At 63.2% G+C, this 26,983-nt stretch carries 24 protein-coding genes and 1 pseudogene; 21 read left to right on the forward strand and 4 right to left on the reverse strand.

Going from position 1 to position 26,983, the window contains the following annotated elements; genetic code table 11:
• Positions 1 to 442, reverse strand: a pseudogene (locus ACFQ36_RS04965) (hypothetical protein); the annotation flags it as partial.
• A 572-nt stretch (positions 443 to 1,014) separates the two neighbouring features.
• Here ACFQ36_RS04965 and dnaB point away from each other — a divergent pair.
• Positions 1,015 to 2,355, forward strand: a complete 1,341-nt coding sequence (dnaB, locus tag ACFQ36_RS04970) for a replicative DNA helicase (RefSeq protein WP_377011287.1) — start codon at positions 1,015 to 1,017, stop codon at positions 2,353 to 2,355.
• 619 nt (positions 2,356 to 2,974) lie between these two features.
• Here dnaB and ACFQ36_RS04975 read toward each other — a convergent pair.
• Entirely contained in the window at positions 2,975 to 3,229 is a 255-nt protein-coding gene (locus tag ACFQ36_RS04975; RefSeq protein WP_377011224.1) for a twin-arginine translocase TatA/TatE family subunit, read from the reverse strand.
• A 171-nt stretch (positions 3,230 to 3,400) separates the two neighbouring features.
• Positions 3,401 to 4,963, reverse strand: coding sequence for an aldehyde dehydrogenase (NADP(+)) (locus ACFQ36_RS04980; RefSeq protein WP_377011226.1), 1,563 nt, complete (start codon positions 4,961 to 4,963; stop codon positions 3,401 to 3,403).
• A 267-nt stretch (positions 4,964 to 5,230) separates the two neighbouring features.
• On the opposite strand from ACFQ36_RS04980, the gene ACFQ36_RS04985 reads away from it, so the two are divergent.
• From ACFQ36_RS04985 to ACFQ36_RS05045, 13 genes are all read left to right on the forward strand, one after another.
• Complete coding sequence (locus ACFQ36_RS04985; RefSeq protein ID WP_377011228.1) at positions 5,231 to 6,184, forward strand: fumarylacetoacetate hydrolase family protein; 954 nt, start codon at positions 5,231 to 5,233, stop codon at positions 6,182 to 6,184.
• Positions 6,181 to 7,377 (forward strand): hypothetical protein, encoded by a 1,197-nt coding sequence (locus ACFQ36_RS04990; protein WP_377011231.1) that lies wholly within the window; start codon positions 6,181 to 6,183, stop codon positions 7,375 to 7,377. Before ACFQ36_RS04985 ends, ACFQ36_RS04990 begins: the two co-directional genes overlap by 4 nt.
• A gap of 29 nt (positions 7,378 to 7,406) precedes the next feature.
• Positions 7,407 to 8,246: an IclR family transcriptional regulator gene (locus ACFQ36_RS04995; RefSeq protein WP_377011233.1), complete on the forward strand. Its 840-nt coding sequence runs from the start codon at positions 7,407 to 7,409 to the stop codon at positions 8,244 to 8,246.
• A gap of 35 nt (positions 8,247 to 8,281) precedes the next feature.
• Positions 8,282 to 9,412, forward strand: a complete 1,131-nt coding sequence (locus tag ACFQ36_RS05000; RefSeq protein WP_377011235.1) for a sugar ABC transporter substrate-binding protein — start codon at positions 8,282 to 8,284, stop codon at positions 9,410 to 9,412.
• Complete coding sequence (locus tag ACFQ36_RS05005; RefSeq protein ID WP_377011237.1) at positions 9,412 to 10,935, forward strand: sugar ABC transporter ATP-binding protein; 1,524 nt, start codon at positions 9,412 to 9,414, stop codon at positions 10,933 to 10,935. The genes ACFQ36_RS05000 and ACFQ36_RS05005 overlap by 1 nt, the downstream gene beginning before the upstream one ends.
• Positions 10,932 to 11,942: an ABC transporter permease gene (locus tag ACFQ36_RS05010; RefSeq protein ID WP_377011239.1), complete on the forward strand. Its 1,011-nt coding sequence runs from the start codon at positions 10,932 to 10,934 to the stop codon at positions 11,940 to 11,942. Before ACFQ36_RS05005 ends, ACFQ36_RS05010 begins: the two co-directional genes overlap by 4 nt.
• Positions 11,942 to 13,414 (forward strand): aldehyde dehydrogenase family protein, encoded by a 1,473-nt coding sequence (locus ACFQ36_RS05015; RefSeq protein ID WP_377011241.1) that lies wholly within the window; start codon positions 11,942 to 11,944, stop codon positions 13,412 to 13,414. Before ACFQ36_RS05010 ends, ACFQ36_RS05015 begins: the two co-directional genes overlap by 1 nt.
• Positions 13,398 to 14,069: a hypothetical protein gene (locus tag ACFQ36_RS05020; RefSeq protein WP_377011243.1), complete on the forward strand. Its 672-nt coding sequence runs from the start codon at positions 13,398 to 13,400 to the stop codon at positions 14,067 to 14,069. Before ACFQ36_RS05015 ends, ACFQ36_RS05020 begins: the two co-directional genes overlap by 17 nt.
• A 43-nt stretch (positions 14,070 to 14,112) precedes the next feature.
• Positions 14,113 to 15,759 (forward strand): GMC family oxidoreductase, encoded by a 1,647-nt coding sequence (locus tag ACFQ36_RS05025; RefSeq protein WP_377011245.1) that lies wholly within the window; start codon positions 14,113 to 14,115, stop codon positions 15,757 to 15,759.
• A 2-nt stretch (positions 15,760 to 15,761) separates the two neighbouring features.
• Complete coding sequence (locus tag ACFQ36_RS05030) at positions 15,762 to 16,217, forward strand: MaoC family dehydratase (RefSeq protein WP_377011247.1); 456 nt, start codon at positions 15,762 to 15,764, stop codon at positions 16,215 to 16,217.
• Positions 16,214 to 17,413 carry a CaiB/BaiF CoA transferase family protein gene (locus ACFQ36_RS05035; protein WP_377011249.1) on the forward strand — a complete coding sequence of 400 codons (1,200 nt, stop codon included), beginning with the start codon at positions 16,214 to 16,216 and terminating at the stop codon, positions 17,411 to 17,413. The genes ACFQ36_RS05030 and ACFQ36_RS05035 overlap by 4 nt, the downstream gene beginning before the upstream one ends.
• A gap of 95 nt (positions 17,414 to 17,508) precedes the next feature.
• Entirely contained in the window at positions 17,509 to 17,727 is a 219-nt protein-coding gene (locus ACFQ36_RS05040) for a hypothetical protein (protein ID WP_377011252.1), read from the forward strand.
• On the forward strand, positions 17,709 to 19,100 hold the full coding sequence (locus ACFQ36_RS05045) for an amidase (RefSeq protein WP_377011254.1): 1,392 nt from the start codon (positions 17,709 to 17,711) through the stop codon (positions 19,098 to 19,100). Before ACFQ36_RS05040 ends, ACFQ36_RS05045 begins: the two co-directional genes overlap by 19 nt.
• 417 nt (positions 19,101 to 19,517) lie before the next feature.
• Here ACFQ36_RS05045 and ACFQ36_RS05050 read toward each other — a convergent pair whose 3' ends face one another.
• Positions 19,518 to 20,228 carry an IclR family transcriptional regulator gene (locus ACFQ36_RS05050; RefSeq protein ID WP_377011256.1) on the reverse strand — a complete coding sequence of 237 codons (711 nt, stop codon included), beginning with the start codon at positions 20,226 to 20,228 and terminating at the stop codon, positions 19,518 to 19,520.
• 193 nt (positions 20,229 to 20,421) lie between these two features.
• Here ACFQ36_RS05050 and ACFQ36_RS05055 point away from each other — a divergent pair, with 193 nt between their 5' ends.
• The 7 genes from ACFQ36_RS05055 to ACFQ36_RS05085 are packed head-to-tail and all read left to right on the forward strand — an operon-like array spanning position 20,422 to position 26,983.
• Complete coding sequence (locus tag ACFQ36_RS05055; protein ID WP_377011258.1) at positions 20,422 to 21,711, forward strand: ABC transporter substrate-binding protein; 1,290 nt, start codon at positions 20,422 to 20,424, stop codon at positions 21,709 to 21,711.
• A 58-nt stretch (positions 21,712 to 21,769) separates the two neighbouring features.
• A complete protein-coding gene (locus tag ACFQ36_RS05060) occupies positions 21,770 to 22,654 on the forward strand; it encodes a branched-chain amino acid ABC transporter permease (RefSeq protein ID WP_377011260.1) in 885 nt (294 codons plus the stop codon).
• Positions 22,654 to 23,706: a branched-chain amino acid ABC transporter permease gene (locus tag ACFQ36_RS05065; protein WP_377011289.1), complete on the forward strand. Its 1,053-nt coding sequence runs from the start codon at positions 22,654 to 22,656 to the stop codon at positions 23,704 to 23,706. Before ACFQ36_RS05060 ends, ACFQ36_RS05065 begins: the two co-directional genes overlap by 1 nt.
• On the forward strand, positions 23,703 to 24,503 hold the full coding sequence (locus ACFQ36_RS05070) for an ABC transporter ATP-binding protein (protein ID WP_377011262.1): 801 nt from the start codon (positions 23,703 to 23,705) through the stop codon (positions 24,501 to 24,503). The genes ACFQ36_RS05065 and ACFQ36_RS05070 overlap by 4 nt, the downstream gene beginning before the upstream one ends.
• Positions 24,500 to 25,429 carry an acetamidase/formamidase family protein gene (locus ACFQ36_RS05075; RefSeq protein ID WP_377011264.1) on the forward strand — a complete coding sequence of 310 codons (930 nt, stop codon included), beginning with the start codon at positions 24,500 to 24,502 and terminating at the stop codon, positions 25,427 to 25,429. The genes ACFQ36_RS05070 and ACFQ36_RS05075 overlap by 4 nt, the downstream gene beginning before the upstream one ends.
• Entirely contained in the window at positions 25,422 to 26,189 is a 768-nt protein-coding gene (locus ACFQ36_RS05080) for an ABC transporter ATP-binding protein (protein WP_377011266.1), read from the forward strand. The genes ACFQ36_RS05075 and ACFQ36_RS05080 overlap by 8 nt, the downstream gene beginning before the upstream one ends.
• The gene (locus tag ACFQ36_RS05085; protein ID WP_377011267.1) at positions 26,186 to 26,983 is read left to right on the forward strand and encodes an enoyl-CoA hydratase/isomerase family protein; all 798 of its coding nucleotides are present in this window, start codon (positions 26,186 to 26,188) and stop codon (positions 26,981 to 26,983) included. Before ACFQ36_RS05080 ends, ACFQ36_RS05085 begins: the two co-directional genes overlap by 4 nt.

Here is a 26,983-nt window from a genome sequence, read left to right on the forward strand (position 1 = left end):
CCGGCGTTGCCTCCCTGCCGGGCGCAGGCTGCGGGGACGCGCCCGGCCCCGCCTCCGGGGAGGCACCCTCCCCGGGCTCTGCTGCCGCGGGCGCCTCCGACAAACCGGGAAGGACGTACGGCTGCGGATAGGCGGACATGCTGGCGACGGCGGCGGCGGCTTCGCGCAGCCCGGCGCCGGTGGCCTTCCGGTACGCCTGGATCGCCTCCAGCCCGTGTCCCCGGGCGATCATCGAATAGACGGCGGTGTGCTGCTGCTGGTCCAGCCGGGCGCTGGCCGCGGCGGCAGCCTCGCGCGTCGGGGCGCCCTCCCCGCCGGGCCCCAACGCGTCCGCCGGCGCAGCCCCGGCGCCGGCACGCCGTTTCCTGGAGAGCTTCACGGCCAGCAAGATGCCCGCCACAACGACGAGCAGAATCAGGACAGGGACCAGGAAAGACTCCATAGAAGAATCCTACGGGCAGCCGGAGCCATCGGCACCGGTTCGGACCGGATGCGGCGAACCAATTTGTCCTGGATCACATTCTGGGGACAAAGCCTGTGGATAACTCGTGGATAAGTGCCTTCCGGCGGCGGTTTTCCACGGTTTCCACCCCCAGGCTGTGGAAGAGCTGCGGGCAAAAATTCTTTTAATTCACAGGCTGAGGAGACTAAAGACGCAGGTCAGCGGGTATTTGTGGGGGAAAAAACTTTGCTATCCACAGGTGTGCGCACAGGCTGTGCACAAGACACGCCGCGCAATCCACAGCCTGCCCACAGCACCTGTGGATAACCCGTTTGGCGAAGGGCCGTCGGAGGGCTACGGTTGCGGAGTATCTCGCCCGGCCCGGGGGTCGGACGGCCGCTCCGGCCACCGCCGGCAGGCACGGAAGTCCGCCTCCGGGGCCCGCGGGAAAAGTGTCGGAAGCATCCGGAATCCTGAGCATACGGACCCCGGCGCAAGCAGGGCCGGACCCGGCTCGGTCCATGGACAGAAAGCAGGCAGCGGTGACTCTCGTACACGCAGACTCCACGGACATGGGACGTGACCCGGAGTTCGCGCGGACGCCGCCCCAGGACCTGGTGGCGGAACAGTCCGTCCTCGGCGGCATGATGCTCTCCAAGGACGCCATCGCGGACGTGGTGGAAGTGCTCCGCGGCGTGGACTTCTACCGGCCGGCCCATGAAAGCATCTACGAGGCCATCGTGGACCTCTACGGCCGCGGCGAGCCCGCGGACGCCGTCACCGTCTCGGACCTGCTCACCAAGCGCGGCGAAATCTCCCGGATCGGCGGGCCGGCCTACCTGCACACGCTGATCCAGTCGGTGCCTACCGCGGCCAATGCCGGCTTCTATGCGGAAATCGTCCGCGAACGCGCCGTGCTCCGCCGGTTGGTGGACGCCGGCACCAAGATCGTTCAGCTCGGCTACTCGCAGGACGGCGAGGTGGACGCCATCGTCAACCAGGCCCAGGCCGAGATCTACGCCGTCGCCGAACGGCGCACCGCCGAGGACTATGTCCCGCTGAAGGACATCATCGAAGGCACCGTGGACGAGATCGAGTCCGCCGGCCACCGCGGCGAGGGCATGACCGGCGTGCCCACCGGCTTCTATGAACTGGACGAGCTGACCCAGGGCCTGCACCCGGGCCAGATGATCGTCATCGCGGCGCGGCCGGCCGTGGGCAAATCGACCTTCGCGTTGGATTTTGCCCGCTCCGCGGCGATCAAGCACAACATGACCACCGTGTTCTTCTCGCTGGAAATGGGCCGGAACGAGATCGCCATGCGCCTGCTCTCGGCCGAGGCGACGATCGGGCTGCAGGACCTGCGCAAGGGCACCATCAAGGACGAACAGTGGGGCAAGATCGCCACCACCATGGGCCGGATGAACGACGCTCCGCTGTTCATCGACGACAGCCCGAACATGTCCCTGATGGAAATCCGGGCCAAGTGCCGCCGCCTGAAGCAGCGCCACGACCTCAAGCTCATCGTGCTCGACTACCTGCAGCTGATGTCCTCCGGCAAGCGCGTGGAATCGCGCCAGCAGGAAGTCTCCGAATTCTCCCGTGCCCTGAAGCTGCTGGCCAAGGAGCTTGAGGTGCCGGTCATCGCGCTGTCGCAGCTGAACCGCGGTTCCGAGCAGCGCACGGACAAGAAGCCGATGGTCTCGGACCTGCGCGAATCGGGCTCGATCGAGCAGGACGCCGACATGGTCATCCTGCTCCACCGCGAGGACATCTACGACAAGGAGTCCCCGCGCGCCGGCGAGGCGGACGTGATCGTGGCCAAGCACCGCAACGGCCCGACCAAGACCATCGTGGTCGGCTTCCAGGGCCACTACTCGCGGTTCGCCAATATGGCGGTCGAGCACGCATAAGCTGCCGGTTCCGGTCGGACATTAATAATTCCGCCCGCAAATTAACAGCTAATTGGCCCTGTTAATGTAGAAGCGGACTGTGGGGGGCGCAGCTACTCCGCCTGGCTCTCGCTTCTCATGTGCTGTCGAGAATTAAGCCACGAGTGGCACCGTCACCCTGAGGCATTGTGCCGCGCCCGACCGGCCGAACATGGCAGAAATGCTCACGGACATTCTGGCGAACCCTCGCGTCGCCGGCCGGGCGCCGGATTCGGCCAAAGTCCCGGCGTGTGCGCGCACCGGAAGTGACGAGGGGCGGGCCAACTTGGGCCATGAATCCGGGAGCCGGGGTTGCTTGGCGGCCCGACACCGGAATCCCTGGCCCATCGTGCCGGTAGCACCAAAAACCAGGTAAAACTCTTAGCGGCAAACCGAAGTTCCCCCAGATGTTAATGGTCATGACAAGCTGCCCATGGGCGGCCAGATAGATGCCGCAATCAGAAAACGACGGTGTGTCGGCACGGCATCCATACTTCTCTGCCACACCACTTCTCTGCCACGCCACCGAGTACCGGAAGCCTGCGTGGCCACCGGCTGCGTGGCAGGCTCTTGGCAGCGGCTGGTGGGTGAGGAAGTCCGGTCAGCGTTGATCGGCGGGATCAGGTGCGGCGGGCTTGTCAACCGGATCTCCCGGTTCCGCCGTCCTCCGCTCGGGCGTTGTCCCGGGTGTGCGGCTGCCATCACGTATGTGGTCGGCTTCGGCTTTGAATATCCGCAGTGACTGTCCAACGCTCCTGGCGATGGAGGGCAGGCTGGGTGCGCCGAAGAGCAACAGGGCGGCGAGGACAACGATCACGACGGGCAGTGGCTGATCGAAAAGTCGTCCCAGTCCCATGGCTGGTTCTTTCTTCGTTTTGATCCTGTGGTGGACTGGGTAGCGGAGAGGAGCGCCCTCCGCGGCAGGTCCGTCTTCGCTCCATCAGCAGGCCGCCGGGCCGGCAGGGAAGATCGCGCGGCCGGCGCCTTGCTGGGCGCACTCTCGCCGGCCCGGCCCACGCCCCTTGCTTCAGTCCTGTTCGTTTTCCTGGCCTTCGTCAGGGCCCGCCCGCAGGTAGTTCACGGGCAGCGTCAGCCGCCCGTCGACCCGGGTCGGAACCAGCCGGTCTCCGTCGCGCAGTTCCGGTGGCAGAACGGACTCGGGCGCGTTCTGCCAAGTCACCGGCCGCAGGAAGCGCCGGATCGCTGTGGCACCGACGGACGTGTGTAGGGAGTTTGTTGCCGGCCAGGGACCGCCGTGGGTTTGCGCCCAGCTGACGGCGACACCCGTGGGGTAGCCGTTGTAGATGATCCGGCCGGCCTTGGGCAGGGCCATTTCCGTGAGTTCCTGGGTGACCTGTGGTTCATCGGCGCCGACGTGGAGGCTTAAGGTTAGGCCGTCGTCAATATGCGCCAGGGCAGCTTCCAGCTCGGGGTACCCGCCATATCGGACAATGAGCGCGGACGGTCCGAAACATTCGTGGGCGGTGCCTGGCCGTAGATCGGGTGCGTCCACGCTGTAGAGGGTGGGGGCGACCCGGAAGCCGGCCTCGGAAGGTTCGGGACCTGCTGCGACCCGTTTGACTCCGGGGGCCGACTGAAGGGCGGCCAGGATTTCACCGTAGCTTTCGTAGATCCGCCGGTTCAGCAAGGGCGATACGGAGGTCCCGGACAGCTTCTGCGCGAAGGTTGACACGAGCCGGTCACCGTCGCCCCCGGCCGGGATGAAAATAATGCCTGGCTTCGTGCACAGCTGGCCGGCTGCCATGGTGACCGAGGCTGCCAGGCCGGCGCCGATTTCGTCGGCACGCTCCCGGGCGGCAGATGCAGATACCACGAGCGGATTGAGGCTGCTGAGCTCACCGTAAAACGGGATCGGGGTGTCCCGTTGTCCTATGGCCTCCATGAGGGCCTTGCCCCCGCTAAGGGATCCGGTAAAGCCCACGGCACTGATTTTCGGATGTGAGACCAGGTCGATTCCGGCCTGCAGACCGTAGACGATGCCTATGACGCCGTCCGGGGCGCCGAAGTCCTTGGCCGCGGTGTTCATGAATTCGAAGGCCAGCCGTGACGTCTTCGGATGCGAGCCGTGGGCCTTCACTACCACGGGGCAACCGGCGGCCAGGGCAGAGGCGGTGTCTCCTCCGGCCACGGAGAAGGCGAAGGGGAAGTTGCTGGCGCCAAAGACCGCGACGGGACCCAGGGGGACCAGCATCCGGCGCAGGTCCGGGCGGGGCCCCATGGGAGTATCGGCCGGCGTGTCGATGGCCGCTTCGACGTAGCTGCCCTCTTCGATCACGTCGGCAAAGAAGCGCAGCTGGAATACCGCCCGTTTCAGTTCGCCGGTCAGGCGTTCGGGGCCAATGCCCGTTTCCTGATCGGCCACCCCGACGAATTCTTCGCCATTGGCTTCGAGGTTGTCCGCGATGGCCCGCAGCAGGCCCGCTCTGCCCGGGCGGTCAATGGCGCGCAAATACCCGGAGGCCGCTGCGGCCGCTTCCACGGCGGCGTTGACATCGGCCCGGGTGCTCTCATCGGCTACGGGTTCCAGCCGTTCGCCCGTATAGGGGTTGGTTCCTGCGATAGCAGTCATCGTGTTTTGTCTCCGTTTCGTCCGGGCCTGAGCTGAACAGAACCGCCGGTGGCCGTCTTGCGAATGCTTCGAACCGTCCTGCCGGGCCCGGGTGCGGTTCCCGGGCGCCTGCCGGCGGCAACATCTCGGTGTATTCGAACCTCTTGACGGCGTTGCGCACCCGCCTTAGTGTTTTTGGAACGGCGTTCCATTTGGTACAGCGTATCGTTTTCGGAGGGGCGGGTCTAGATGAGGGCAATGCAATTTCGGGAAGAGGGGGTTCTGCATGTGGCAGTTTCCCAAGGCGACGGCGCAGGGGCGCTGGACATCACCCGGGGACTCGAAGGGTACGGGCTGGCGGGACTAAATGCAGCCATCACCCATGCCCGGGAAAGCCGGATCTCTCTTGCGCAGTTCCTGGCCTCCCTTGCCGACGCCTCGGAGGAAATGGCCGCCGTTGACATGGCTAAAGGAACCCACGCAGGCAAGGACGGATCCGCATCCGCGGCCCTGCCCGTCCAAGCGCCCGAAGTCTGGGGATCGGGCGTGACATACCGGCGCTCCAGGGAAGCACGTGAGGCGGAGAACGTTGTCGAAAAGGATTTCTACTCGCGGATCTACACGGCTGAGAGACCGGAGATCTTTTTTAAGGACAGTTCGTGCCGGCGGACAGTCGGGCCGAACGGCCGGATCGGCATTCGCGGGGACAGCCGTTCGTCCGTCCCGGAGCCCGAGCTCGCCCTCGTTTTGGACGCTTCCGGAACAGTGGTCGGCTTCACGCTGGGCAACGACGTGACCGCCCGGGACATCGAATCCCAAAACCCCCTCTACCTGCCGCAGGCCAAGATCTTCGCCAAAAGCTGCGCGCTTGGACCCTGCCTCCTGCTCTGTGACACCGATCCGGACGAGGTCGCCCCTTTCCCGATCGAGATGTCGATCCGTTCGGCAATGGGAGAGATGCGCTACCAGGACAGCACCTCCACTGCGGAACTGACCCGCCGCTTCGCCGATCTTGTCGGGTACCTGACCCGGCACAATCCGATCGCCGACGGCACCGTCCTGCTGACGGGCACCGGCCTCGTCCCGCCCCCGGACTTCGCGCTGCAGGACGGCGACGTCGTGACGATCACCAGCGCCCCCATCGGCTCTCTGGAGAACACCGCGGTGGACCTCGCCCGGACAGCTGAAGGATCCCCCATGGCGAACTCTCCCTCTTCTATCCGGATGGAGGACCTTCCATGAACCTGGAAAACGCGTGGAAGAAATTCGTGGAACTGGCAGAGGATGAAGAACACCAGCTGGAAAAAACCCCCGGCAGGTACCCGCACTACTCCGTCGACGGCCAGTGGCACAGGGCTGCCATTGACGAAACAAGCGGCTGGATCAACGAGTCCTTCTACGACCATGGCAACTGGACCGCAGGTTTCAGCGTGGGCCATGCATGGCTTCGCCGGCTGGACGTTGCCGGAAAGATCCAGCCCAGTCCGGCCATGAGAAGCGCCCTCGGGGACATCAGCAGGAGGGCAGCCGACGAGACCACCCACGATCTGGGCTTTCTCTTTTACCCTTCCTTCGCGCTCGGGCACGTTCTGGGCGGACTCAGCACCTCGGAGGCCGAGCCGGCCGTCACCGCCGCGAACGTGCTGGCGGGGAGGTTCAACCAGGCCGGACAGTTCATCCAGGCGTTCGGCGCCCGCACCGATCCGCGGTCGGCAGGCACCAGCACGATCGACACGATGATGAACCTGCCGCTGCTGTGGTGGGCCGCCCGGCAGACGGGCAATGACAGGCTGGCCGATGTCGCTCACCGTCATGCGATCACCTCGGCTACACGCTATTTCCGCGAGGACGGCTCAACGTTCCATCTGATCCGCTTCGATCCCGACACCGGGGAACTGCTTGAGCGCGGCACTTTCCAGGGCGCCTCGGCCGGATCCTGCTGGTCACGGGGCCAGGCGTGGGCGATTGCAGGCTTTGCCTGGGCCTTCGGCGCGGTCGGGGACGAACGGCTCGGCGACGCCGCCGAGCGGGCATGGCGGTACTTCGAAGCGAGAATTCCCCCCGACGGGGTCGTGCCGTGGGACTTCGGGGACACCTCACCGGATGCCGTCCCGGACGCAAGCGCATCTGCTGCCGCTGCCCTAGGCGCGTTGCTGCTGGCAGAGAGCCATCCCTCCCCGGGACTGCGGGAGGGTTGCCGGTCGGCCGCGGTGGATCTGCTGGCAAAGCTGGATGCGAATGCCGTTCGCCGGGATGACAAGAGCCAGGGCATCCTGCTGCGGTCCTGCTACTCCAAGCCGCACAACCTGGGCGTTCACGGAGCCACTCCCTATGGGGACTTCTACTACGGCCTCGCGCTGGCCCTGGCCACCGGGCGCGTCCGTGCCGCTGATTTGTTCGCCTCCTCGCTACCCGTCAAGGGGGTGGAAATATGAGTGGGCAGGTAACCGAGGATAATTTCGGGATGAGAACCTATACGTCAATCCCGGAAAATGAAGAACCGCAGCCGTCGACGGAAAACTTTCAACCCGTCGCATCGGTAAGCCGGGCACTTCGCGTGCTGCGTTGCTTTACGGTAGATACCCCGGAGCTCGGAGTCAGCGAAATAGCGCGGACCTTGGGCATCCATAAGAGCACGGTCCACCGCCTGCTCGCCACGCTGGAGCACGAAGGCTTCATCCGCCAGGTTGAGGGCGGACGCTACATGCTTTCCGTGGCAGTACTTGAACTCTCCGCGGCCGTCACCGCCTGGGAGAGCATACGGGAAACCGTTTTGGCATCGCTGCGGAAGCTGGCGGAGCACACCGGGGAGACCGCCCACCTTGCCGTCCTGGATACGGAAGAAGTCCTCTATGTCGAGAAAGTGGAGGGCAAATGGTCCCTGAGAATGCCCTCCTCAGTCGGCAAGCGCCTCCCGCTGAACTGCACCGCGCTCGGAAAGGTCTTCCTGGCCGGGCTGGAACCCGACGCGAGCCACCGGATCATACACGGCCGCCGGTGGGAAGCCCGGACGCCGAACACCCTCACCGACCCGTACAAGCTGGAAGCGGAAATCGATGCGGTTCGTAACCGGGGCTACGCGATGGACCGCGAAGAAGTCGAGGAAGGCCTGGCCTGCATCGCCGCGCCCGTGACCGACGACCGCGGGATAACCTCGGCGGCGATCAGTATTTCGGCTCCTTCCCCGAGATTGATGACACGGCTTGAAGAGCGCATTGGGGCAGTGCAGGAAACAAGCCGATCACTGTCACGGCTCCTTGGCGCAGACGCACGGCGGTTGCGGGAAGCCACACATATCACCTAGGCCGCAGCGGCCACCACAAGAGAGGCAATACAACCATGCAAAAGTCAACGCTGGCCTCGGCTGAGATCTCACGCCGGACGTTGCTCAAGACGGCCGCGGGAGGATCGCTGGCCCTGGGTGCGGCGCAGCTCCTCGCGGCCTGCGGTTCCCCCGGCGGACAAGGGCAGGGCGGATCCGGCAACAACAAGACGGCCAGCTATGCCAACAAGAACCTCAACTTCTTCTTCTACACCGTCCTCGTCGAGGCGCTGCAGCGGTCCTACAAGGAGCATGGCTACACCTTTGAGACAACGGATGCCAAGGGTGACGCCAGCACCCAGTACGACCAGATCAACAGCACTTTGCTGAAGAAGCCGGCATTCCTGATCACCAATCCGATCGACACCGAAAACCTCATCCCGCTCACCACCCGGGCCAAGAACATGGGGGTTCCCGTAGGAGTCATCGACACCCCGTTGAGCGGAGGGGACGCTTCCATCACAATTGCCTTCGATAATAAGATGGGCGGCCAGCTGGCCGGTGAAAAGACGCTGGAAGCGCTCAAGGCAAAATACGGCAGGCCCAAAGGCAAGGTCCTCAACCTCTACGGTGCACTCTCGGCCACGGTATGGCGGGACCGCAAGGACGGGTTTGAAGGCGCTTTCGCTAACTATCCCGATGTTCAGGTGATTTCCCGCCCCACCGAGACGCTGCAGGAAAACGCCCGTTCCGTCGCCGGGGCCACCTTGTCGCAATACCCGGATCTGGACGCCATCCACGGCCCCACCGATTCGCTGACCCTGGCGGTTCTTCCGGCCATGAAAAGCGCCAACCGGCTTAAGCCCGTGGGAGACAAAGCGCACATCATCCTGACATCCATCGATGGAGACCCGATCGCGATCCAGTGGCTGAAGGACAAGATCCTCGACGCGTCGATCTCCCAGGATCCGGTTGCCTATGCCCAGGTCTGCGTGGAGTTGCTTGATAAGTATTCGGTGAAGGGCCAGGCGATTCCACTGGGCAACTACCAGAACGATAAATACATCTGGAAGAAGGCCCCGATCATTGAATCCAAGGGCGGTCCCCGCATGGTGCTGCCGCCCTACTTGATCACGCTCGACACTGCGGACGACCCGCGCCAGTGGGCCAATATCGTCACCAAAGACTGGGGACTGAAGGAAACCTGATGAACGCCGTATCCGATCGGAACACCCCCCTGCTGGAAGTGCAGGGATTGTCCAAGCACTTCGGCGGCGTGCCTGCGCTCCTGAAGGTTGACCTCACCGTCTCCCGGGGTGCTGTCCACGGCGTGCTTGGCAAGAACGGCGCCGGCAAATCCACCCTCATGGCGGCAATCGCCGGCTCGCTGACGCCGGACGAGGGCCGGGTGCTCTTCGAAGGCCGGGACATCACCCACCTGCCCATTGATGCGCGCCAGTCGCTGGGAATCCACCTCATGGAACAGCACTCCGAGGTCTTTACCACGCTAACCGTTGCCGAGAACCTGGTCCTTCCCAACCACCCTCGCCGGGGCCTGCTGGTGGACTGGGACGGCGCGTACAGGCATGCCCGCGAAGTACTTGACCGGTTCGGGCTGGATGTTGATCCCGGCCAACTGGCGGGCAGCCTGAGCCTTCCCGAGCAGCGGAAGCTCAACTTGGTCAAAACGCTCAGCGACCACGGCAAGCTGGCCATTCTCGACGAGCCCACCACCTCGATGTCACGGGAAGAACGCTCCGAGCTTTTTTCCTGGATCCGCGACCTCACCCAGGCGGGCCTGACCTTCATCTACATCACCCACTTTAACCGTGACCTGATTGAGCTCTGTGATGAGTACACGGTGCTCAGGGACGGCCGGGTCACCGGGGCGGGCGGATCCATCGCCAGTTTGTCGGAGCGGGAGATCGCCAAGCTGGTGACCGGGGCCGACGTTGTTGAGTTCGAGCGGGACCGCCGCGCGGCGCCGGATGTGCTGCTGGAGGTTGATGGAGTCAGGACTGCGGGAAGCCAGCCCATCACTTTCGGCGTGGGGAAAGGCGAAGTCTTGGGGCTGGTCGGGCTCCCCGGATCGGGTGCCCGCGAGACGGCACGGGCACTGGCGGGACTGGAAACCATCGAGTCCGGCAGAGTCGTGATCGGTGGCCGCGAGGTCGCGATCGGACATTCCGCCGACGCGTTGAAGGCCGGTATCGCGTACCTTCCCAGTGACAGAAACTATGAAGGCGTAGTACCGGAATTCAGCGTCCAGGAGAATCTGCATGTGGGCAACTGGCCCGCCGGCAGGCCCTGGGGATTCCTGGACTTCAGGCGGATGCTGCGGAACTTCCAGGACGCGAAGTCGGCGTTCAACATTCGCACCAGCGGTCCCGGCCAGCTGATTAAGAATCTTTCGGGCGGCAACCAGCAAAAAGTTCTTCTCGGCCGGCTCATCGAGACGAAACCCACGGTACTCATCCTTGACGAACCCACCGCCGGCATCGATGTGGAGGCGAAGGAAGAAGTCCACCGCATCGTTGACCAGCTGAGCGAACAGGGCGTCGGTGTGATCCTGGTGGCCTACGATCCGGCGGAACTGGTGCGTTTGGTCGACCGGGCACTGATTTTCCGCGACGGGGAGCTGGTCCGTGAACTCAGCGGCGATTCATTGACGGGCGAGAACGTACTCGCCAGCATTTCCCACGCCCACTCAAAGAAGGCAGAAGCAAAATGACGAACATCACGGCTCCATCGCACGTGTCCCGGCCGGAGAAGCCGAAGGGCGCTCAGGCGTGGAGCGTTTCCAAACTCATTGATTTTGCCCTGGACAATGTGGTCTGGATTCTCCTGGTGGTCTTCGCCATAGGGGCCGGCCTCATGAGCCCGTTCTTTCTGACGATCGCCAACCTGCAGAACATTCTCGTCCAGGCCACGGTCCTGGGGCTGCTCGCCCTCGCCGTGGGAGCAACGCTGCTAATCGGCGAAATCGACCTTTCCGTGGTGGGCAACCTGGTGTTCAGCGGGCTGGTGGGCATCCTGCTGACACGCGCAGGATGGCCCGGGCTCGTCGCGATTGCGGCGGTGGTCCTGACCGGCGCGGTGATCGGCGCCGTGAACGGCTTTTTCATTGCGAAGCTGAGAATGAATTCGCTCATCGGGACGCTGGCCATGGGTCTTGTGCTTGGCGGCGCGGTGCTTGCCATCACCAAGGGACAGACACTGACCGTTGACTCACCCGTATACAGCTATGTCGGCAACACGCGTATCGGCACCTGGCCGCTTATGCCGCTGGTGTTGATCATCGTCTGCCTGGTGGCTGCCCTCATCTTCTCCCGCACGGTGTGGGGACGGCGGATCTATGCCACGGGCGGAAACGAGCACGCGGCTGAAGCCGCCGGCATCCGCACCGACCGGGTCCGGCTCCAGACCTTTATCGCAGCCGGGACCATCGCCGGTATCGCCGGGTTCCTGCAGACGTCCTACCTGACCAGCGTTAATCCCACGATCGGCAGCGGCCTGCTGCTGTATGCCGTGGCGGCACCGATTATCGGCGGCGTCTCCCTGCGGGGCGGACAGGGACGGGTCATCGGCCTGATCGGCGGCGCACTGCTTATTACGGTTGTGCAGGTTGCCCTGCAGATCGTGAATGTCTCGGCCTACTTTGTGGAGGTCGCGGGCGGACTCCTGATTCTGTTTGCGGTCTTCGTCGACGCCATCCGCATCCGCAGAAAGGCCCTGTGATGGCCGCCAACCAAGTTGCCCAAGATATTCTTCGGGTCTTCAACCCGGCGACCGGGACCGCCGTTGGTGAACTCAGGCGTTCCTCCCGGGCACAGACGGAGCAGGCGCTGGCGACAGCACGGCGTGCCCAGTCCCATTGGAAGCGGGTTCCCCGCCACCGCCGATACGAGATCATGGTCCGGTTCAGCCAGCTGGTGATGGACCAGGCTGAGGAGCTGGCGCAGCTGCTATGTGCCGAAAGCGGCAAGACGCTGCAGCAGACCCGGGCGGAAATCAGCGTGTGTGCCCGGCTGTTCCGCGGATTTGCCGAGCGCATGCTCGCCCTCAAAGAGGATGCGCATTTCCTGGACTCACAGGCGGGCCTGGAACGCGACCTGATGATTACGCGGCGGGAACCTCTCGGGGTCGTCGTGGCGATCATTCCCTTCAACTTTCCGGCAGAACTGTTCGGGCACAAGGTGGCGCCGGCCATCGCCATGGGCAATTCGGTGGTCGTCAAGCCGCCGGAGGACGATCCGCTCACCGTCTTACGGCTGGCCTCCTTGCTGACCGAGGCCGGGCTTCCCGCCGGCGTCGTCGAGGTCGCCGCCGGCGGCGGTGAGGTCGGCGCCTGGCTGGTTGAAAGCGACATACCGGCCGGGGTCTCGCTCACCGGATCGACCCAGACCGGTCTCCGGGTGGCTGCCTCCGCAGCGAAGACCCTCAAGCGGGTGTCCTTGGAGCTGGGCAGCAACGATCCGCTGATCGTTCTGGAAGACGCCGACCTGGAACTGGCCGTCGACCAGGCAGTGCAGGGCAGGCAGGAGGCCAACGGCCAGTGCTGCTGCGCCAACAAGAGGCTGATTGTCCACCGCAGCGTTGCCAGGGAATTCACCGACCTCCTCACGTCTCGTTTCGGCGCCCTGGAACTGGGGGATCCAGCCGAGGACCGCACGCAGCTGGGTCCGCTGATCCATGCGAAAGCCGCTTCCCGCGTGGGCGAGCAGGTGCGCGCCACTGTCGATGCCGGGGCCCGCATCACTACCGGCGGCACCCGGCCGGACAGGGCATTCTACGAGCCCACCGTGCTGGTCGACGTTACCCCGGAGATGGAGATTGCCAGGAATATGGAAGTCTTTGGCCCCGTCCTGCCCGTTTTGGAATTCGGAGACGACGAGGAGGCCGTGGCCATCGCCAACGCTTCCAGCTACGGCCTCAGCGGAGCCGTTTTTTCCCGGGATTTCAGGCGTGCTTTCAGCCTCGGGGCCGAGCTGGATACCGGCCAGGTGGTGATCAACCGGACCGGCCTTTTCCGTCCTGACCTGGCCGGATTCGGAGGCCACAAGCTGAGCGGAAACGGGCGCGAGGGACTTGAGACAAGCCTCGAGGAGTTTGCCCAGCACAAGAACTTCAGCCTTCGGGGCGCACTCGATTGGGCCGAAGGGATCCGGCCCCAGGACGAAAGAGAGGTCCGTCATGACGCAGCAAGCTGACGAAATGGCCCGAAAGGCAGCCCACGCTGAAAACAAGGTCTTCATCCCCGCTAAGGCGGTCCTGGGCGGGTCGGTACGGGCTGTCCCTTTCTCGGGAGCGCAGGCCGACGTCCTGCTGGCATTTGCGGATGTCCTTATCCCGCCAACCGGTGGTTTTCCCGCTCCCAGCCGGACGGGGATTCTGGGCTACTTCGGCCGGTACATTGTTGATCATCGGGTCGAGGCCGCCCACTTTCCTTTCATCAACCTGGACGCCGTGGACAAACTGGCGGACCAACTGGGGACGGGCTTTCTGCCTGCGGACCGGGAAGAGCGGACCCTTCTGGTCCAGCGGCTAAGCGAGCAGGACGAAAGTCTGTTTCTGATTTTTCAGGCACTGGTCTATTTCGCCTACTATGCCCAGCCCGAGGTGGTCCGGGCGATCCAGGCCTCCGGTCCCGCGGCCGGCGACTTCCACGGTCCGCCCCAGCCCTACGGCTATCCGGGCGAAGAGCCTTGGGACCCGGCCTTGCTCTCGCACGGGCGCGGAACCTATGCCCGGACCCAGGATATCCAGCGGGTCGACGTTGATTTCCAGGTCCGTGTCGGCCTGGGCCCGGACCAAGTGAAGCCGGCGCCGCAGGCGGTGCCCGATCTGGAGACGGGCACCGCCTGATCCAGGAGCGGCCTTGACGCGCCGTGATACGGAGGGAAAAGAAATGGATGAGTTCGATATTTTGGTGATCGGTGCCGGCATGGGGGGCGCGGCGGTCAGCAAGCACCTGGGCGAGGCCGGAATGAAGGTGGTCTGCCTCGAGCAAGGGGACTGGGTCCATCCCGCGGACCATCCGCATTACCACAACGAATGGGAGACCGAACGGCACCGCGGATGGGCACTGGACCCGAACATCCGGAAGGCGCCGGAGGACTACCCGGTTACGGGACTGACCACGCCCTACATGTATAACGCCGTGGGAGGCAGCACGGTCCACATGGGAGGGCACTGGCCGCGTTTCAAGCCGGCGGACTTCCGCAGGGGCACCGAGCACGGCCTGGAAGGCACCATCGACTGGCCGTTCAGCTACGAGGACCTTGCCCCGTTCTATGAGATGAACGACGCTGAAGTCGGCGTCTCCGGCTTTACCGGAGATCCAGCCATGCCGGCCCGGACCGAGCGCTACTCGCCGGCCCCGCCGCCTGGAAACGTCGGCCGCAAAGTGGCCGGCGGATTCGAGAAACTGGGCTGGCACTGGTGGCCCTCGGACAACGCCATCATCACCCGGCGCAGGGACGGCCGGCTGCCGTGCAATTTCTGCGGCGACTGTGAAAGCGGGTGTCCCCGCGGATCAATCAGTACCGCCGACCTGACCTACTGGCCCAAGGCGCTTGCCGCCGGCGTGCGGCTGATCACCAATGCCCGGGTGGAAAAGATCACGCTCAACCGGCGAGGCCTGGCCTCGGGGGCGGTCTACATCGACCGGAATACGGATGCCAGGCACGAGGTCGGGGCCCGGATCGTCGTTCTCTGCGCCAATGGCATCGGCACCCCCAGAATGCTGCTGATGTCGGCCCAGGCAGGGCACCCCGACGGGCTGGCCAATTCGAACGGGCTCGTGGGAACGCACCTGATGCACCACACCTGGGCGCTGACCGACTGCTGGTATGCGGACCCGCTGGAGGGTTACAAGGGAAATCGAAGCGCAACCGTATTTTCCACCGAGTTCTACAACACGCAGGTCGACCGGGGATTCGTCAACGGGTTCAGCATCCAGTGCGGCCGCAGCGCCGGTCCGGCCAGCATCGCCATGGGCGCGAACGCCGGCAAGCCCCTGCCCTGGGGCGAGAGGCACCGCGAATCCTTTGAGGAACGTTTTGGCCACCACATGCTCATCTACACCCAGGGGGAGGACCTGCCCATCAGATCCAACCGGGTAACCCTGGATCCCGGGGTCACGGACTCCAGCGGCCTTCCGGGGGCGCACGTCGAATACAGGCTCAGCGACAACGACATCCGCCTGACCGACTTCGGCACCGAGCAGATCGCGAAGGTGGCGGAAGCGGCAGGCGGGCTGACGAGGATCGAAACCACGGGAACGATGCTCCCGCCGCCCGGCTTCCACCTGATGGGCAGCTGCCGGATGGGAAATACCCCGGAAGATTCGGTCACTAACCGGTACAACCAGACCTGGGACGTTCCGAATCTCTTCATCGCCGACGGCAGTTCGCTGACCACCGGCGGAGCAGTCAACCCGACAAGCACCATTGGTGCAGTGGCCCTGCGCTGCGCCGAGTACATCAAACGCCGGTATTCCGACATCATCTCGCAGACGACCACACCGTCCAACACCGACGCGGAAGGGTTCTGACAATGGAGGCATCATCGTCAGCCAACCCGGTGTCCACGGTGGCGGGCATGGCCCCGATCGGTATGACCGTAACGTTCGCCAGGACGGTTACCGAGTCCGATGTCTACCTGTTCGCCGGCATTACAGGTGACATCGGCCCGAACCACACCAACGCCCAGTACATGGCCGGCACCCGGTACGGGCAGCGCGTCGCCCACGGCGCATTGACCCTGGGGCTGATGTCCACATGTTCGACGCGCCTGATCGAAATGCTCGGTGATACTCCCACCGTCAATTACGGCTATGACAAGGTCCGCTTCATTCGTCCAGTTTTCTTCGGTGACACCGTGACGGTCACCTACACCGTCGAGGAGGCGGACGAACAAAAACTCCAGATGCGTGCCAAGGTCACGGCCGTCAACCAGCACGGCGACCTGGTTGCCGCCGCCATCAACGTCCTCAAGGTGGTGGACCAATGACCGTTCCGGAACCGGAAGTTACGCGGCCGCTTGAAGGGGTCCGTATTGTCAGCTTCACCCAGTTTCTGCTTGGGCCGGCAGCCGTACAGTACCTCGCCGACCTCGGAGCCGACGTCGTCAAGGTCGAACCGCCTGCCGGGGCCTGGGAACGGAGCTGGGCCGGTGGCGAATCGTTCCTCAACGGTGTGAGCGTGTTCTTCATGCTCGCGCACCGCAATGCCCGCAGCGTCACCCTGGACCTGAAAAGCCGGGAGGGGCTGGAAGCGGCGCGGAAACTTATCGAAACCGCCGATGTCCTGGTCGAAAACTTCAGGCCGGGCGTGATGGATTCCCTGGGGCTCGGGTACGACGCCGTCCATGAACAGCACCCTCGGCTCATCTACGCCTCCGCCTCCGGCTACGGCAGCACCGGGCCGTTTCGCAAGCTGCCCGGGCAGGACCTCCTCCTGCAGGCCATCACGGGACTTGCGGCAAACACCGGGTCGGCGCAGGAAGCCCCGGTTCCTGTCGGGGCCGCGGTGATCGACCAGCACGGGGCGGCGCTGCTGGCGATGGGCGTGCTGGCCGCTCTCCTGCACCGGGAGCGGACGGGGAAAGGCCAGCACGTCGAACTGAACATGATCCAGGCAGGACTTGACCTCCAGACCGAACCGCTGACCTACCACCTGAACGGAGGACAGGTGTCGGTGCCCCAGGAAAGGCTCGGCTCCCCCTTCCACCCCGCGCCCTACGGCATATACAAAACCAGGGACGGGAATGTCGCCATCTCCTTGTCCCCGGTGGCCACGGTCCGGCAGGCCCTCGACGGGGCCCCCGAACTTGAGCCATTCGAAGACCCCTCCCTGGCCTTAAACGCCCGCGACGAGATCCGCCGTGCCCTGGCGCCCCTGCTTGCCTCCTATACGACGAGTGAAATCGTGGAGAAACTACGCAAGGGGGGCGTCTGGTGCAATGCCGTCAATGACTTCACCGCCGCCTTGAAAGACCCCGTCGTCACCGAAGTCGACCCGATCATGCAGATCGAACACCCCGACGCCGGCACGATCCGCTTGCTCCGGCATCCGGTGAACTACAGCAGCATCGACACCTCCGTGCGCAGGACTCCGCCCAGGCTCGGAGAACACACCGAAGAAATACTCTCCGAATTCGGCAACGCCCGGCCCGGCCCGGAAAACACCGAAACACCGCTGGGGTGAAGCACTGTCCGGAAAATTTTCCGCCCCTGGCCCGTGCCACCCGGGCAACTACCCTCAGCAACTGCCGTAGCATCCGATCCACCCGGAAGATAGCCATGACCGAACACGAACCGATCCTTGATACGCCCTGGAGCATCACCGGAACTTCCCGGCTCACAGTCAAAGAGGACCGGCTGGCCGGTCTCGCCGCTGCGGCGGTGCCGGTCCATATGCTCCTGAGCAGACTGGATAACATGGAACTGAGCGAAACCGCGCCGGCTACGACATTCAACCCCTCCTGGGACCAGGGCCCGACATGGAACCCTACAAGCTGACGCTGACGGAGGCAGCAGCCGCGATAAAGAAGAAGGAGCTCTCGCCCCTTGAACTGACCGAGTCCTCACTGACAAGACTCGAAGAGGTCGAGGGCCGCATCCAGGCGTTCGCAACGGTGACGGCCGACATCGCCCTTGCCCGGGCAAGCGCCGCCGGCGACGAGATAGCCGCGGGACACTACCGGGGAGCACTCCATGGCATCCCGGTAGGAGTCAAGGACATCTACGACACGGCCGGCATCCGCACCTCCTCCGGCTCCCGTGTCCAGGCAAACCGCGTGCCGGACCGTGACAGCGCCGTCGTAGCTTCCCTGGGACAGGCGGGCATGATCATGATCGGCAAGACACGCACCCACGAATTCGCCTTCGGCACAACCACTCCTCCGGCACGGAATCCGTGGGACACATCCAAGATCCCAGGCGGTTCGAGCGGCGGCTCAGGCGCCGCGGTGGCATCCGGCTCCTGCCATGTGGCCACCGGCAGCGATACGGGAGGATCAACCAGGACTCCGGCCGCCCTGTGCGGAACCGTCGGCTTGAAGCCCACCTACGGCCGGGTATCCCGCTTCGGAATCACACCCTTGGCCTGGTCCCTGGACCACGCCGGTGTCCTGACCCGCAACGTCACCGACGCGGCCCTCGTACTCAACGCCATCGCTGGCTATGACCCGCGGGATCCGGGCTCTGCCAACGTGCCGGTCCCGGACTTCACCGCAGACCTGGAGAAAGGGGTCAAGGGCATGATGGTCGGCATTCCCAAAAACTTCTTCACCCGCAACATCCACCCCGAGGTGGCGGCGGCGGTGGCGGAAGCGGCCGGGATCCTCGAAGACCTGGGTGCCGAGCCCGCGGAGGTGGAGATTCCCTTCGAAGAAGAGATCCTCGCCGTGGAATGGGGCATCCTCATGCCCGAGGCCAGCGCCTACCACCGGCGGTCCATCGGCGAAACACCGGAACTCTACACCCCCGAAGTCCGCCGCCTGCTCGAAGTCGGGCAAACCATCCTGGCTACCGACTACATCGACGCACTCCGCGTCCGCCGGCTCATTCAGCAGGCGTGGAAAAGCATTTACCAGAACATCCGGGTCCTCATTGCCCCGGCAACAGTGGCCCCCGCCGCCCCGGTCGGCGACCCGGACTTCCGCTGGCCCGACGGCTCGGTTGAGGGGGTCGGGGACGCATATGTGCGCATGGCCGCCCCTGCCAACCTCACCGGCCTGCCGGCCATCTCGGTACCGTGCGGCTTTTCGAATGCCGGCCTGCCGCTGGGCCTGCAGATCATCGGCAGGCCATTTGACGAATCAACTGTTCTGTCCGTCGCCAGGGCCTATGAAAAAGCGACCAACCACGTAGGCAACATAGCCCCGAGCTAGCCACGACGCCGCCCAGCGACGGGCATGAGACGTGCCAAAAGAGCATTCCCGCGCCCGGGAGACGTGGCCTTACGGGGCCCGAATGCGGCCTTTTAGCCTTTTACCCTGAGGGGCTGGCAGGAGATCAGCTCGGCGATCAACCGGGCGGATGCAGAACTCCACGATGACCTGGAACTGAGTTTCCACTTCGGGCAGCTGGGTGAGACCGCGGTCGGCAGGCACTGGCTGCGGTACGGCTCACAGCTTCACCGAGGTCCAGACTGACCGCGGTGAACCTCGGCGCGGTGCGGAATTCCTTCCCATCCGTAGTGCCGACGGGAAGCCGCAGAAACCAGCGCCAGACCCGCGCCCAGGCGGCAGTCGAGTCCGGGTGCGGGGTGCCGTCCACGACGCCCTGCTGATGCGTCGAGCCACAATTCAAACTTCGAGCCGAGTACGGGCCTCCAACAACAACTCGGTAATGTTCCGCAGGGTAGAGTCGGTTGCGCGAAATTTCGGAATGGATACACTTATGGCGTCGGTGGTGGGGATGGATCGTTGCCGTAGCGCGATGGCGAAGCAATAAATTTCATCAATAGCCTCCTCGTTGTCCACCGCGTATCCCCGTTCCCGGACGCGCGCCAGATCGGCCAACAGCTCGCTTCTTGTCGCCAGCGTGCGAGTGGTTAGTCTCGGAAGCGATTCGGCCAGCATGACTTCCAGCTCTTCATCCGGGTACTCGGCCAGTATTGCTTTTCCGAGTGCGGTGGCATTCGCGGGCAGTCTCTTGCCCACGTCTGAAATTAGCTGGACAGGATGCCGGGACTGTCGCTTCGCGAGGTAAACGACTTCGTAGCCGTCCAAGCGGCCGAACTGCACGGTTTCTTCCGTTGCAGCATTCAACCAGTCGAGAGTGGAACCTGCTCGTTGAAGGACGCCGGGTGAGTCCAGATAGCTTGAGGCAAGATGCATGCTGCGGATTCCCAACGCATAGCGGCCCGTAAGCTTGTCCAACTCGACCCAGCCTCGATGCCGGAGGGTCTCGAGGATCCCGTGCAGGCTGCTCTTGGGAATACTCAGTTCGCGGGCAAGTTCGGTCAGCTGCTGCGGTCCTGCACTGCTGCCGAGCACTTCAAGAATCTGAAGCACCCGGTCGGCAGACTTAACCGGAGCGAATCCGGCTCTTCCGTGGGGGTCTGTACCTGGTTTCTCGATGACTAACCTCACTTTCGCATGCCATCCGCGGGTCCTTGCGGCTCACCGGGCAGACACCAACTTCTCCCAAGCCCTTGTGACGGGATAAAGAACAGCATAGCATTGTTCACACAGAGGAACACCGTTCATGAATGTGAACGGCCACGAAGGGACGGCGAGGGACAGTCCGATGGACCAGGGGTATGAAGGCCGCGCGAAGAAGAGGACTCCCGTTCGCTGTGCGGCGGTAGGTATTGCGGCCGCGGCCGCGATGGTTTTGGCCGGCTGCGGTTCGGGCGGCGGGAACGCGTCCAACGGAAACGCAGCAGCGACGGGGGACATTAAAATCGGCCTGAGCGGGGCGCTCACCGGCGGCGACGCTATTCTGGGCAGCAATCAACGACAGGGAGTGGAGCTGGCGGCAGACCAGATCAACAGCGCCGGCGGAATCAACGGGCGCAAGATCTCGCTCGTAGTCCAGGATGAAGCTAATGACCCGGCGCGCATGGCCCAAATCGCCCAGCGGTTCGTTTCGCAGGACAAGGTCGACGCAATCATCGGCGGCACAAATGACGGCACCGCGCTGGTCCTGGCACAGGTGGCTGAACAGGCGAAGGTTCCCCTGGTGATTCCTTTCGCAAACGGAGACAACATCACCACCGACAAGAAGTGGGCCTTCCAGGTCGACGTCGCCAGTTCCTCCTTCGTTAAAAAAGCCGTGGATTACCTTCACGGACAGGGCTTTGACAAGATCGGCATTGCCTACGACGACAACGCGTTCGGGCAGCTGGATGCAAAACTGGCCACGGAGGATCTGCAAGACCTCGGCGTCAAGCCGGTGGCCTCCGTTTCAATGCCCAACGGAGCGCAGGACTACACGGCCCAGATCCAGCAGCTTCGGCAGGCAGGGGCCGAGGTGTTGTTCACCCCGATGGGAGGGACGAACGTGGCACAGCTGAGAAAGAACATGCAGCAGGTCAACTACTCGGCGGGCATCGTCGGACCGAACAGCCTGGCTTTCGAGTCAATGATTGACATTGGCCGCAGCGCCGTGGAGCGCAGTGTTTGTTTTTACGATGTTATTGACACAAGCAAGCCCGAAGTCGCCGAATTCGCGGACGACTTCAAGAAGAAATACGACCGTGAACCCAACAGCGGGTTTGAACTTCTCGGATACGACGCGATGAAGATCGTCGCCGCTGGCCTCAAGGCGGCTACCGGCAACGGATCTGTCGACAAGAACAAGGCGCGCGACGCTATTGAGGGGTTGCAAAAGTACGCAGCAGTGTCCGGAAAAACCGGAAGCACTATTTCCTACAGCCCCGAAGAGCACCGCCGGGCAAATCCTGAGGACCTCGTTCTTCGCTGGGCCGACGGAGGCACGTTCACCAATGCCCCGGAAGACTGCGCAAAGCAGAGCACCCAGGCAAACAAGTAAAAAGGAACGCGATCGAAAGCGGGATGCTCCACCTATTCGGCGAGGGAGGCTTGAGCCGGTGCAACAGTTCCTGGTGTACTTGATAGTGGGGGTCAGCTTCGGGTCAGCCTATGCGTTGCTGGCCTTGTCGATCAATGTTATCTACGCATCGTCAAATGTGCTGAACTTTGCCCAGGGCGAGCTCATGATGGTAGGCGGAATGCTGTCATGGGCCCTCAATGTGGAGCTTGGCGTACCGTACTATCTAACGGTCCTCCTGACAGTCGTCATCACGGCGGCCCTCTGCGGCTCATCCTACTTTGCAATTGCAATGCCGCTTCTTCGGAGAAAAGCCTCCCTCATTGCCATCGTGATTGGGACGCTGGGGTTCAGCATCGTTCTACGCATCGTGGCGCAGCTTGTTTTTGGCAAGGAAGGCCGTCCTGTGCATGCCCCGTTCGGTACCACGCCGCTCGTGATCGCCGGAGCGTCTATTGTTCCACAGACCTTCGTGATTATCGCGGTGGTTGCGGTTGTGCTCGGAGTTCTATGGTGGACCTATACCAGAACAGCAGTGGGGCTTGTAATGCGGGCTGTTGCATATGAACCAACAGGCTCGAAATTGGTCGGTATAAATGTCTCGTCGGTTACGGCGACCAGCTTCATTCTTGGAGGCGGACTCGCGGGGCTGGCAGGCCTCCTGATCGCCCCGCTGTCCTACGCCAGTCCCTTTGCCGGTCTTGATTACGCAATAGCCGGTTTTGCCGGCGCCGTAATCGGAGGCCTGGGCAGCTGGCCGGGCGCCGTGATGGGAGGGCTCGCCGTGGGCCTTTGCCAGATATTTCTCGCGGGGTATGCCAGCCCCAACTGGGCGAGCATGGGGACCTTCGGTTTGATTATCCTGGTTCTTTTGCTCAAGCCGTCGGGGCTATTTGCGGAAAGGCAGGCGGCCGCGACATCATGATGAGACCCTTTGGAACACGGGCAGAGAATCAGGGCGCGCTGCCGGCGGGAGGAACCTTTTCGCCCGCACGATCCATCCGGGCGAGCAGTTGGCGCAAGCCCGTTTGTCTCTTGGCAGTCGCTGCCATCGTGGTAGCACTCCCTCAAGTCATATCGAGTCCCTATTACATACTGATTCTGGGGAGCATCGGGATCGCGGTTATCCTTTCGCTCTCCCTGGGGCTCCTGTACGGATATACGGGCCAGATGAGCTTCGCGCACGGAGCCTTCTACGGGATCGGAGCGTATACCGCGGCATTGCTGACGTCCCGAGCACAGGTCTCCTTCGGGCTTGCGGTTCTCGCGGGCATGTTCGCAGCAGGTTTTATTGCATACCTGGCAGGGAGGCCTACCCTGCGGCTTACCGGGCATTACCTTGCAATTGCGACCCTGGCGCTGCAGGTTGCAATATCCCAGTTTTTTACGCATGCCAGCGCGATTACTAACGGCACCGTCGGTGTTTTTGGAATCGTACGCCCGCGCGGCTTCGAGTCTGACGCAAATTACACTCAGTTGATACTGGTTCTCGCCATTCTCTGTACCATCGTTTCCGCCCGCGTCGTTGGGTCGCGATTCGGACGTGCCCTGCTGATCGTCCGGCATGACGAGACGGAGGCCAGGGCGGTCGGGGTGAACCCCGCGCACTATAAAGTGACGGTGTTCGTGCTCAGTGCGAGCATGGCCGGCTTGGCCGGAGCCCTTTACGCCCATCAGATCCTTTTCATCAGTCCTGTTACCTTCGACATAAATCAGTCGATACTTATCCTTTCGATGGTGGTGATCGGCGGACTGGCAAGCAACTTCGGCGCCATTTTAGGGGCCGTAGCCGTGACGCTTGTCACACAGTTGCTGTTTAACTTCGGCGATCTCAGCTTCCTGATTTACGGATTCTGGATTGTCATTGTGATTGTCTTTTTCCCGGCCGGCCTTGTGGGTATTTTTCGAAGCCTCCAGTCGATTTCGCGGCGCTTGCCGGTCGTCTCCAGGGTTAGGAACAGGGAGGTGCATCAGTGAGTGCGGAAGCCGTTCTCGGCGCATCCGGCATTACGAAGTCGTTCGGTGGTATACGGGCGCTGGACCAGGTCTCTTTATCTATAAGGGCTGCCCAGGTCGTTGGCCTGATAGGTCCAAACGGTTCGGGGAAGAGCACCCTGCTCAATGTGATTTCCGGAAGCCTGGCCATGGATAGCGGAACCGTTACGCTGCAGGACGAAGACCTCACCCATCGTGCCGCCTATCAGCGAGCGAGCCTGGGTATCGGCCGGAGTTTCCAGCACCCCAGAATACTTTCGGATTACACCCTGCTTGAAAACGTCCTGATTGGGACCCATGTTCTCGGCCGCCACGGGCTTGCGGCGGCGCTTGTGGGTGGCCCGATTACACGGCGTGAGGAGACATCGCTCCGGGATGCTGCGATGAAAGCGCTCACGTTTGTGGGTCTTGAACGCCGTGCTGGGGTCCGGGGCAGCCAGGTCACGACGGGTGAAGCGAGACTGATCGGAGTTGCACGGGCGATTGCGAGCAGGCCGAAGGTAGTGCTGCTCGATGAACCGGGTGCGGGACTGAACTCGTCCGAGACGGAGTTCCTTCGCGCCCGGCTTTCCGATCTGCGAAGCCAAGGCCTCGGCCTGCTCTTGGTGGACCACGATATGTCGTTGGTTATGGGCGTTGCCGACCATGTTGTGGTCCTGAACCAGGGACAGGTAATCGCGGATGGGACGCCCAGCCACGTCCAAACGAATCCCGCCGTGCTGGAGGCCTATTTGGGCCGGCGCGGCGCCTCCAAGACGTTGAAAGAGTGGCTTCCGTGAAGCACGAGCTAAGCTCCGAGGCCTGCCACTACACCTGGAGCGCCCGGCACGAGCCGCGGCTGCGGATCGCCTCGGGAGACGTGGTCCGTTTTTCTACCCGTGACGGTTTCGATGGTCAGCTTTCGCACCTGGCGGATGGACCCATATTCGCCACCGAGCTTCCCGTGGACATGTCGCATGTGGCGCCGCTCACTGGCCCGATCTACGTTGAGGATGCCCGCCCGGGCGATTGCCTGGAGATTGACATTCTGGATCTGGGCGTGGCAGGGAACGGCTGGCTCATGATTTGGCCGGCGTGGTGCGGCTTCGACTACCACCGGCCGGCAGCTTTACCCGACTCAGGGTATTTGAAGAAGGTCGATTTCAACGCGATGCTCAGCGGCTCCGTACGGATCGGCCCATACGAGATTGCAGTGTCTCCCATGCTGGGGATGATCGGTACGGCGCCGGCGCAAGGTGAATTCAGCACTGTCGCGCCAAGGGACTATGGGGGAAACCTCGACTGCCGGCTGATCGGTTCCGGGGCGCGGGTCAGGCTGCCCGTTTTCGTCGACGGCGCCTGTCTTTCTTTTGGCGACGGGCATGCCGTGCAGGGGGACGGTGAGCTGTGCACGACTGCAGTTGAATGCCCCCTGGAAGGCACCATCCGGATCCGGCTCGAGCGTGGGAAGGCGGCCGAAGGGCCCCAAGTCATTTCGAACGGTCGCCGCTTCGTATTGGCGCACGGCCGTACCCTGGACGCCGCTTCGAAGGCCGCGATCGAGCGTATGTGCAGCTATCTGGTGTCGGCATTGGGGATGGAGCCACACGAGGCATATATGGCGATGAGCATCGGGGGGCATCTAGCGGTCAACCAGGTCGTGAATTTCCCTTACGTCGGTGTGCGCCTTTCCATGCCTGAGCTGAACGGAGTCGAGCATGGATGACATCCTCAGGATCGACTCGCTAACTGTTTCCTACCGTGACTTCGTCGCCCTGCGCGACGTCTCGCTCTCCGTCCAGCAGGGAGAGATAGTTGCCCTCCTCGGGGCCAACGGCGCAGGTAAGTCCACGCTGCTCAACTGCATAGCGGGACTGATTCCGAGCACTTCCGGGAGCATCGCGTTGGATGGCAGAGCGATGAAGAACATTGCGGCTCACCGGAGGCCGGCGTTGGGGTTATCCCTTGTTCCCGAGGGCCGTCGCCTGTTTGCCCCGTTGACCGTTCGGCAGAACCTTCGCCTTGGACTGCATGCGGCCGAACGGAAGGGAGGGGCGCGGCAGCTTCAAACACGACTGGACGAAGTCCTGGCCATCTTCCCAGCGCTCGAACCCAAGTTGGAGAAGGCGGCAGGCGACTTGAGCGGCGGCCAACAGCAGATGGTCGCGCTTGGAAGATCCCTGATGTCCCGGCCGTCAGTTCTGCTGCTGGATGAACCGTCCCTGGGCCTGGCACCGCAGGTTGTAGAAGATGTTTTTGCGACTCTTGCCCGCCTTCGCAGCCAGTGGCGACTCTCTATCTTGCTGGCCGAGCAAAACGCAGAAGGTGCGCTCGAAATCGCCGACCGCGGGTTCGTGCTTCGTTTGGGATCGGTGGTCATCGAAGATAACGCGGAAGCGCTTCTGTCGCGCCCGGACGTCGCCGCCGCATATCTTGCCCATTCCGTAGAGGAGAGCACCAACGCCAAAAAGAGGAATGAGGAATGATGGCCGTTCCGATTGCCGATGGCATCAAAGTGGTTCAACATGCTGAGGTGACCGAGCTCATCATTTCGCGTCCTCGGAGTCGGAATGCCCTTAGACAACAGGACAAACATCGTCTCGCCAACGAGATTGACCATGCGAACGCTAACGGCTCGCGGGCCATTGTGCTCACGCAGGGTGATTCCAAGAGTTTTTGCGCGGGGACCGACATTGCCGAAATGAAAAATTTTGATGTCCCGGCCGCAGTTGACATGCTGACGGAGGAGGCAAGGCTATTTGAGGCTGTATTGACTTCCTCTGCCCCGGTCGTCGCCGCTGTTAACGGGGCAGCTCTTGGAGCGGGGTGCGTCCTCGTCTGCTGTTGCGACCTCGTGGTAGCGGGTGAGGGGGCGTTCTTCGGCCAGCCTGAAGTCCGAAACGGCGTTCCGGCGCCCGTGCAGGCCGCGCTGTTACCGCAGATCGTCGGCCTGGGCACGGCTCGCCGAATGCTGTTCCGTCTTGATCAAATCGCCGCCTCCGAGGCATTGAAACTGGGTTTGGTGCATGAAGTTGTCAGCGAGGACCAATCTGCTCCGCGTGCCCTCGACATGGCGAAAGAACTTTGCAGGCTTCCACGGATCGGAGTCACCCTGCAAAAGAAGATCGTCAACGGCTGGATCCGCCACGGCTTCTCTCCCAGTATTGAACCGAGCGTTTACATTGCCGCCACGGCCTTCGCTGACCCGGCTCCACGCTCTGCCATAGCCCGTTTCCTTGAGTCCAGAAAAGCCGAACAGGGAGATCCGGACTCCTTGTAG

This window comes from Arthrobacter sp. GCM10027362 (assembly GCF_042679445.1).
Classification (GTDB): domain Bacteria; phylum Actinomycetota; class Actinomycetes; order Actinomycetales; family Micrococcaceae; genus Crystallibacter.